The sequence below is a fragment of the Xenorhabdus eapokensis genome, from assembly GCF_001908105.1.
In genome coordinates this window covers 1-6,531 of record NZ_MKGQ01000064.1, presented here as the reverse complement: position 1 = coordinate 6,531, position 6,531 = coordinate 1, and the positions used below count along the sequence as shown (strand labels likewise).

Sequence of the window (6,531 nt, the reverse complement as noted above, 5' to 3'; positions counted from 1 at the left end):
CGGCTACCGTCCCTGTAATAGCCTGTTCTTATACAAGGTAGTGATATACCGATGTAGTGAGAAGGAAGCAGGGTGCGGATGACATCATGGCGCGGATAAATGAGTCCATAATGACGCCGGATATATGGTCGCAAACCGTATCAATTTAGTGCTTGCACAACTGGGGCGTCCATATATGGTATAAAGATCTCGGACACCTCAAAAGCTTGCTAATGTTATTAACATGACAATGAAATTGAAACCGACCAAACGCCACTATTCCGTTGAATTTAAGCTGGAAGCGGTTCAGCAGGTTGTTCTCCATCATCAACGGGTTATTGACATCGCCCATTCACTGGCCGTTGATGCCAGTACCTTGAGAAAATGGATCCGCCAGTATAAGGCCGAAATACAGGGGGTAACGCCTGCCGGTAAAGCCTTAACGCCCGAACAACGCCAGATACAGGCGTTGGAAAAACAGGTCAGGCGTCTGGAAATGGAAAAAGACATTCTAAAGCAGGCGGCCGTGTTGATGAGCGAGATACGCCGTGGTGCTATTCGTTGATCACACGGCTGAGTGCCCAATGGCCGGTCACGGAACTCTGTCAGGCATTTAAGGTGTCACGCAGCGCCTATTACGATTGGCGAAAACGTCCTGTCGATACAGAACGTCTGCGGCTGCGCATCCGGACCCGTGAATTGTATAACCAAAGTCGGGGGGCCATCGGCAGCCGCTCCCTGAGCCACTTGCTGACCAATGAGGGCACACCGGTTGGGCGCTGGCTGGCTCGTCGGCTAATGCAAGAATGCGGCCTGCAAAGTCGTCAGCCGGGGGCCCACCGTTATCGTCCACCGGGGAAAGAACACGTGGCGTCGCCGGATTTTTTGCAGCAGCATTTTGCCCCGGCTAGCCCAAATACCCGATGGTGCGGGGACATCACGTACATTCGTACGCAGGAAGGTTGGCGTTACCTCGCGGTGGTGATGGATTTATTTTCCCGCCGCGTGGTGGGCATGGCCATCTCTTCCTCCCCGGATGCAGAGTTGGTCTGTCGGGCACTGAGTCATGCCCTGGAAACGCGCCATATAGAAGGGCGGCTGATTTTTCATTCAGATCAAGGCAGTCAATACAGTAGCAAAAAGTTCCGCCGCTTACTTTGGCGAAACCAGATTATCCAAAGCATGAGCCGCCGGGGCTGCTGCTATGATAATTCGCCGATGGAACGGGTATTCCGGAGTCTGAAAAGCGAATGGATGCCAGCGGCAGGCTATCAGGATATGCATGAAGCGATAAGAGATATCACGAAATATTTGGGCGGATATTATAATTACATTCGCCCCCATAGTTTTAATGGAGGCATTTCTCCCGTTGAATACGAAAAGCAATGGGAGCAGGCTAAAATGGTGTCCGGAAGTTCTTGACCGCTACAGTTATCATAAGATGCCCTTTAAAGCCGTAGTAAATTTCGTTTTTGGCGGCGCAGTACCCATAATCGGCTTGTCCTTTAAAGTTGGCACTGCCTTTTGCTCTTTTGAATCCACAGACGGACAGCGGAAATCCGTCGATAATATGTACCGGCTTGTCGAACGCGCCCAATAATCTCGCCAGCTTTTCTTGCAGTTTTTGTTTGACAACCCAAAGATTAGAGGCTTATTTGGCAAAGTTAGCGCGTGAACCTAACCCCAGAAACCATGCGCGCCAGTGGGCACAAAAATACGTCCAAATGCCTTTATCTGTTGAAAATCCTAAGAATTCACCAATCACTTCCATCGCGATGACTTCCGCATCATTCAACTTAGGTGGGATCCCCCGGCTTCTCAATCGTGTGCCTTGCTGTAACGCTGTTAAATTATCCTCTACCCAACAAAACACCCAAATGATAAAATCTTGCTGTGACATAGCCTTTTGTTCCTTTATTTCTCTATTTTTGTCGACTTAAAGTTATAAAGGAGCGGCTATGTCATTTCAACTCACCTCGAAAGTCGAGCATCGCGTGAGATTATATTTATACCAATTTATTTGCGCTGGTTATGGCCGATGCTAACCCTTGAACGAAAGGTTGACGCATAATGGTTATATGATCACCAGATAAAGTTTTGCAGATAACTTCCCCAGTCACCAGCGTTTTCCAGCCATCAATAGTGCTCTCAGCAGCGGTATCCTGTTCGGCATACTCTTGGTTATCGTTTGCCAGAAACAGGTTGAGTGTTCCTGAATAGCGTTCTTGCGGTTGATAAGTTGCCAAAGAGTGAGCCTTGAAAACACTTAAATAGGTGGCGATTTCTTTAAGTTCAAGTTGCGGCGGTAAGAGTTCCTCTGCAATGAGACGAAGTCGCAAGTTATCGAGTTGCTCTTCTTCTGTCATGGATTGAAATTCTTCTTCGGTAAAGTTTTCCTCTGCTCCCGCCAATGCAGCCAGCACATTGCCAAACTCGGCCAGCCAGCGGCTATTAGACCATTCTGATTCGATCCTTTGGGTTAAGCTCTCTAGAGGGGATTCACAATCAACTAAAGCCAGCAAGCCAATGTGTTCACCTTGCTGGAGAAGTTGTCGGGCTATTTCGAATGCGAGCCAGCCTCCGAAAGAGTGACCACCTAAGTAATAAGGGCCATGTGGTTGAACTTTCTTAAGATCATCGATCATAACGCTAGCCATTGCCTCAAGGCCGTTTACCTCAAGGTATGATGGGCGATCGCTGCGTCCATCTAGCTCTGGTGATTGCATACCCCAAACGGAATAAGTCCCTTCCAATGCAGCCGCGAGTTCCCGCAAATAGAGCACATGTCCTCCGGCACCAGGAGCAAAGAACAGCGGTGTGGCTTTGGTGTTTCGTGACAGGCCGACCATCGAACCCACATAGATATTATCGCGATCTTCAATGGCGCTGGCTTGTTCCTGGATAGTGGTAAACCTCATCAAGCTCGCCATCATATTCTGCTGAAGCCCAAGTTTTTCTATTGCTAACGAGCAGGCTTTGAGAATGAGCAACGAATGCCCTCCTAACTCAAAGAAATGGTCATGGCGGCCGATACGCTCTAATCCGAGCAGATCTTGCCAAATTTGAGCCAGTGTTATCTCGACCTCACCTAGGGGGGCTTCATAATCACGGGTTACGATGGCAGATTGATCAGGAGCAGGGAATGCCTGACGGTCGATTTTGCCATTAGAGGTGAGCGGGAAAGCGTCAAGGGTTACAAATGCGCTGGGCAGCATATACTCAGCAAGATGTTGAGCCAGTTGCTGACGCAGTTCACTGGGAACCAATTTTACACCGGATTGCGGCTGAACATAGGCGACGAGACGCTTATCATCCGGTGTCGTTTCTCGAACCAGGACAATGGCTTCCTGCACTTCCGGACAGTGCACCAGACGCGTTTCTATTTCACCCAGCTCAATGCGGAACCCACGGATCTTAACCTGAAAATCATTACGCCCCAGATACTCAATCATGCCATTGGGTAACCAACGTCCCAGATCACCCGTTTTGTACATACGGGCATTGGGCTGTTTGCTGAACGGATCGACCACAAATTTTTCCGCGGTTAAATCGGGGCGGTTGAGATAGCCACGGGCAACCCCTGCCCCACCAATATGGATCTCACCACCGACACCCAAAGGTACAGGTTTCCCAAATGTATCCAGAATATAAATGCGGGTGTTAGGCAGTGGATAGCCAATCGGGATAGCGTCAGTCAATTCAGGCGCATCTTGACCTTTATCATTGAGGGTTAAGGTGGTAGCAATCACTGTGGTTTCTGTTGGGCCATACGAGTTGATCCAACGGCAAGATTGCGTCTCCGGCATCGATTGCCAGTTTAGCAAATGACGCCGTTCCGCTTTCTCACCACCGACAATCACCGTGTGCAGATGTTGGCCGAAACCACTGCGTCCCGCCATCATCTCTTGTACCCAGTGATGCCAGAAGGCAGTGGGCATATCCATAATGGTGATTTGCTGCTCATTTAGCAGATCGACAAATTCTTTATCCGGTACGCGGATATGCGCAGGGCGTAGCACCAGCGTTGCACCGGAGGCCAGCGTGGGGAAAATATCGGAGACCGAGGTGTCAAACGCGATGGTGGCAAATTGCAGGATACGATCCCCTAATTGTGGTTCACTGGTTTGATGCTGGGCATGGATAAAGTTCACCACATTACGGTGCTCCAGCATCACGCCTTTGGGCTGACCGGTGGAGCCGGAGGTATAGATAATATAGGCCAGATGATGGGGTTTAAGTGGCACATCAGGATTATGTACCGGCTGTTGTGCCACCTTATTTCGCTGAGTTTCATCATCCAGCAGCCAGACGGGCAAGTCTGCTGAAGGTAACAGTTCCTGCAAATGTTGCTGCGTCAGCAATAACACCGGCTGGCTGTCCGACAGTTGATAAGCCAGTCGTTCAGCCGGATATTCCGGATCGAGCGGAACATAACCCGCTCCCGCTTTGAGAATGGCATACAGGCCAATGATCAAATCCAGACTGCGGTCAACACAAATTGCCACGCGATCATCCGGCCGCACACCGGAGGCGATTAAATAATGTGCCAATTGGTTAGCGTGGCGGTTCACTGCCGCATAACTCAATGCAGTATCACCAAACACCAGCGCAGTAACATCCGGTGTTTGTTCTGCCTGCTGTTCAAACAGTTGATGGACTAAGATGTCTTGCGGATATTCAACCGCGGTATCGTTAAATGTTTCCAACAGTTGGGTACGTTCGGCCAATGGCACGATATCAATAGTGTGGATAGGTTGCTCAGGCGCATGTTGCAGTGCTGCTACAATGCCTTGCAGAGCCGTGTTGACATACCTATTAATGCGTACGGGATCAACGCGCTGGCTGCATTGCGTCGTGAGCTCGAATTCGTCATCAAAATCATCAATGTCCAGCGACAACGGATAATTACTGCGCTCTTCGCTTTCCAGCTCTTGGATACCTTCCCAGACGGGTGAACGGGATTGTTCCTCATCACGCGGGCTATGGCGGAAGTTGAGCAGGCTGTTAAACAGGGGCAATGATGCCTGAACCGCACTGCACCGCTGAGCCACCGCCAGTGGAGTCTGTTCATGATCCAGCAATTCGCTCAGGCCTTGATAGGTTTCCTGCACAGCCTGTTCAACGGTTCGCCCTTGTAATTGAATACGGACGGGTAGCGTATTGATAAACATCCCCAGCACTTGGGAAGCCCCCATGCCGCCCTGTAATCGACCCAACAGCACAGTGCCGAAGACCACATCATCACGACCGCAGCATTGTGCCAATACTTGTGCCCAGGCCACATGGAACAGAACGGCTGAACTGATACCTTGCCGGCGGGCGCAATCACGGATTTGCTGTGCCAGTTGGTCATCCAATGTGAAGATATCTTCCACGATTCTATTGAGGTTATCTTTATCGTGTTTATCACGGTGGCTTCCCTGTACATCCAGTAACCCGAATGGCAGAGTCGGCTCTTCTATGTCACCCAATAGCCGTTGAAAATAGGCCTGGTGGACTTCAAGCGGCACTTTGCGAGTTTGGGCAATAAAATTGCGATAAGGCAGGGAAGCCGGCAAATGTTCTTCTTCACCCAGCATCAGCGCTTGTACTTCGCTAAACATGATTTCCAGTGACAGATGATCACAGACCAGATGGTGATGCAGCAAGCTCAGCCACCATCGTTCGGTGTCAGGATCTTTGGCTATGCAGGCAGCCAATAATGGCGCTTGGGTGATATCTAACCGTATTATGGCCGGATCGGTCAGACGCCGTAGCTGGGTTTCGGCACTTTCTCCCGCTGATAACGTGAGCTCAGTGATTGGCAGTGGTGCATGGCGATAGACAACTTGTACAGGAGTTGGAAGCTCCTGCCAGTGGAAAGCACTGCGTTGAATATCGTGCCGGTCAATGACCCGCTGGAGTGCCTGCAAGAAGCCATCCAGCCGTATCCGGCTGTCAAAGTGCATCAGAATATTTTCAAGATAAGTGTCACCTTTTTCTTCCAGTAAATGGTGGAACAGGATGCCTTCCTGCAATGGCCCAAGCGGGTAAATATCCTGAATATTGGCGACACCGCCCGATACGCGGGAAACAATATGGTCAATTTGTGCCTGAGTTAATGTCACCAATGGCAGCATATCCGGCGTTATGGTTTGACTGTCTTCGCGGATCAGATTCGGCGGAATGGTGAATGTTTCTGCATCTTGCTCACGCTGCTGAGTTAAACGGGCACTCATGGCCGCCAGCGTTGGCGCTGAGAATACCGCACTGACATCAAGGGACAGACCGTGTGAGCGTAATTGTTCGATCAGGCCGACTACCAGCAGGGAATGCCCGCCCAGTTCAAAGAAATTGTCTTGTCGCCCGACCTGTTCCACATTGAGCAGGGATTGCCAGATGGCCACCAGTTGCTGCTCAGTGGCTCCTTGCGGTGCTTCGTATTCACGGCTGACGATAGCGCTCTTATCCGGTGCTGGCAGCGCGTTGCGATCCAGTTTACCGTTGGCGGACATCGGGAAGGCGTCCAGCATCACAAACGCATTGGGTAGCATGTACTCCATCAATCTGGTA

Annotated in this window: 1 protein-coding gene and 2 pseudogenes; 1 reads left to right on the top strand and 2 read right to left on the bottom strand. The window is 50.4% G+C overall.

What is annotated here, in order from left to right; translation table 11 throughout:
- Positions 1–229 precede the first annotated feature (229 nt).
- Positions 230–1,401 (top strand): IS3 family transposase gene (locus Xedl_RS18775; RefSeq protein WP_143187483.1). Its coding sequence is split into 2 segments (ribosomal slippage): positions 230–491 and positions 491–1,401, totalling 1,173 coding nucleotides; the frame shifts between segments, so codons are not numbered across the junction.
- A gap of 10 nt (positions 1,402–1,411) precedes the next feature.
- Here Xedl_RS18775 and Xedl_RS39480 read toward each other — a convergent pair.
- Positions 1,412–1,879: pseudogene (locus Xedl_RS39480) on the bottom strand (transposase family protein); the annotation flags it as partial.
- 106 nt (positions 1,880–1,985) lie between these two features.
- Positions 1,986–6,524 (bottom strand): annotated as a pseudogene (locus tag Xedl_RS18765) (non-ribosomal peptide synthetase); the annotation flags it as partial.
- Between the last annotated feature and the right edge of the window lie 7 nt (positions 6,525–6,531).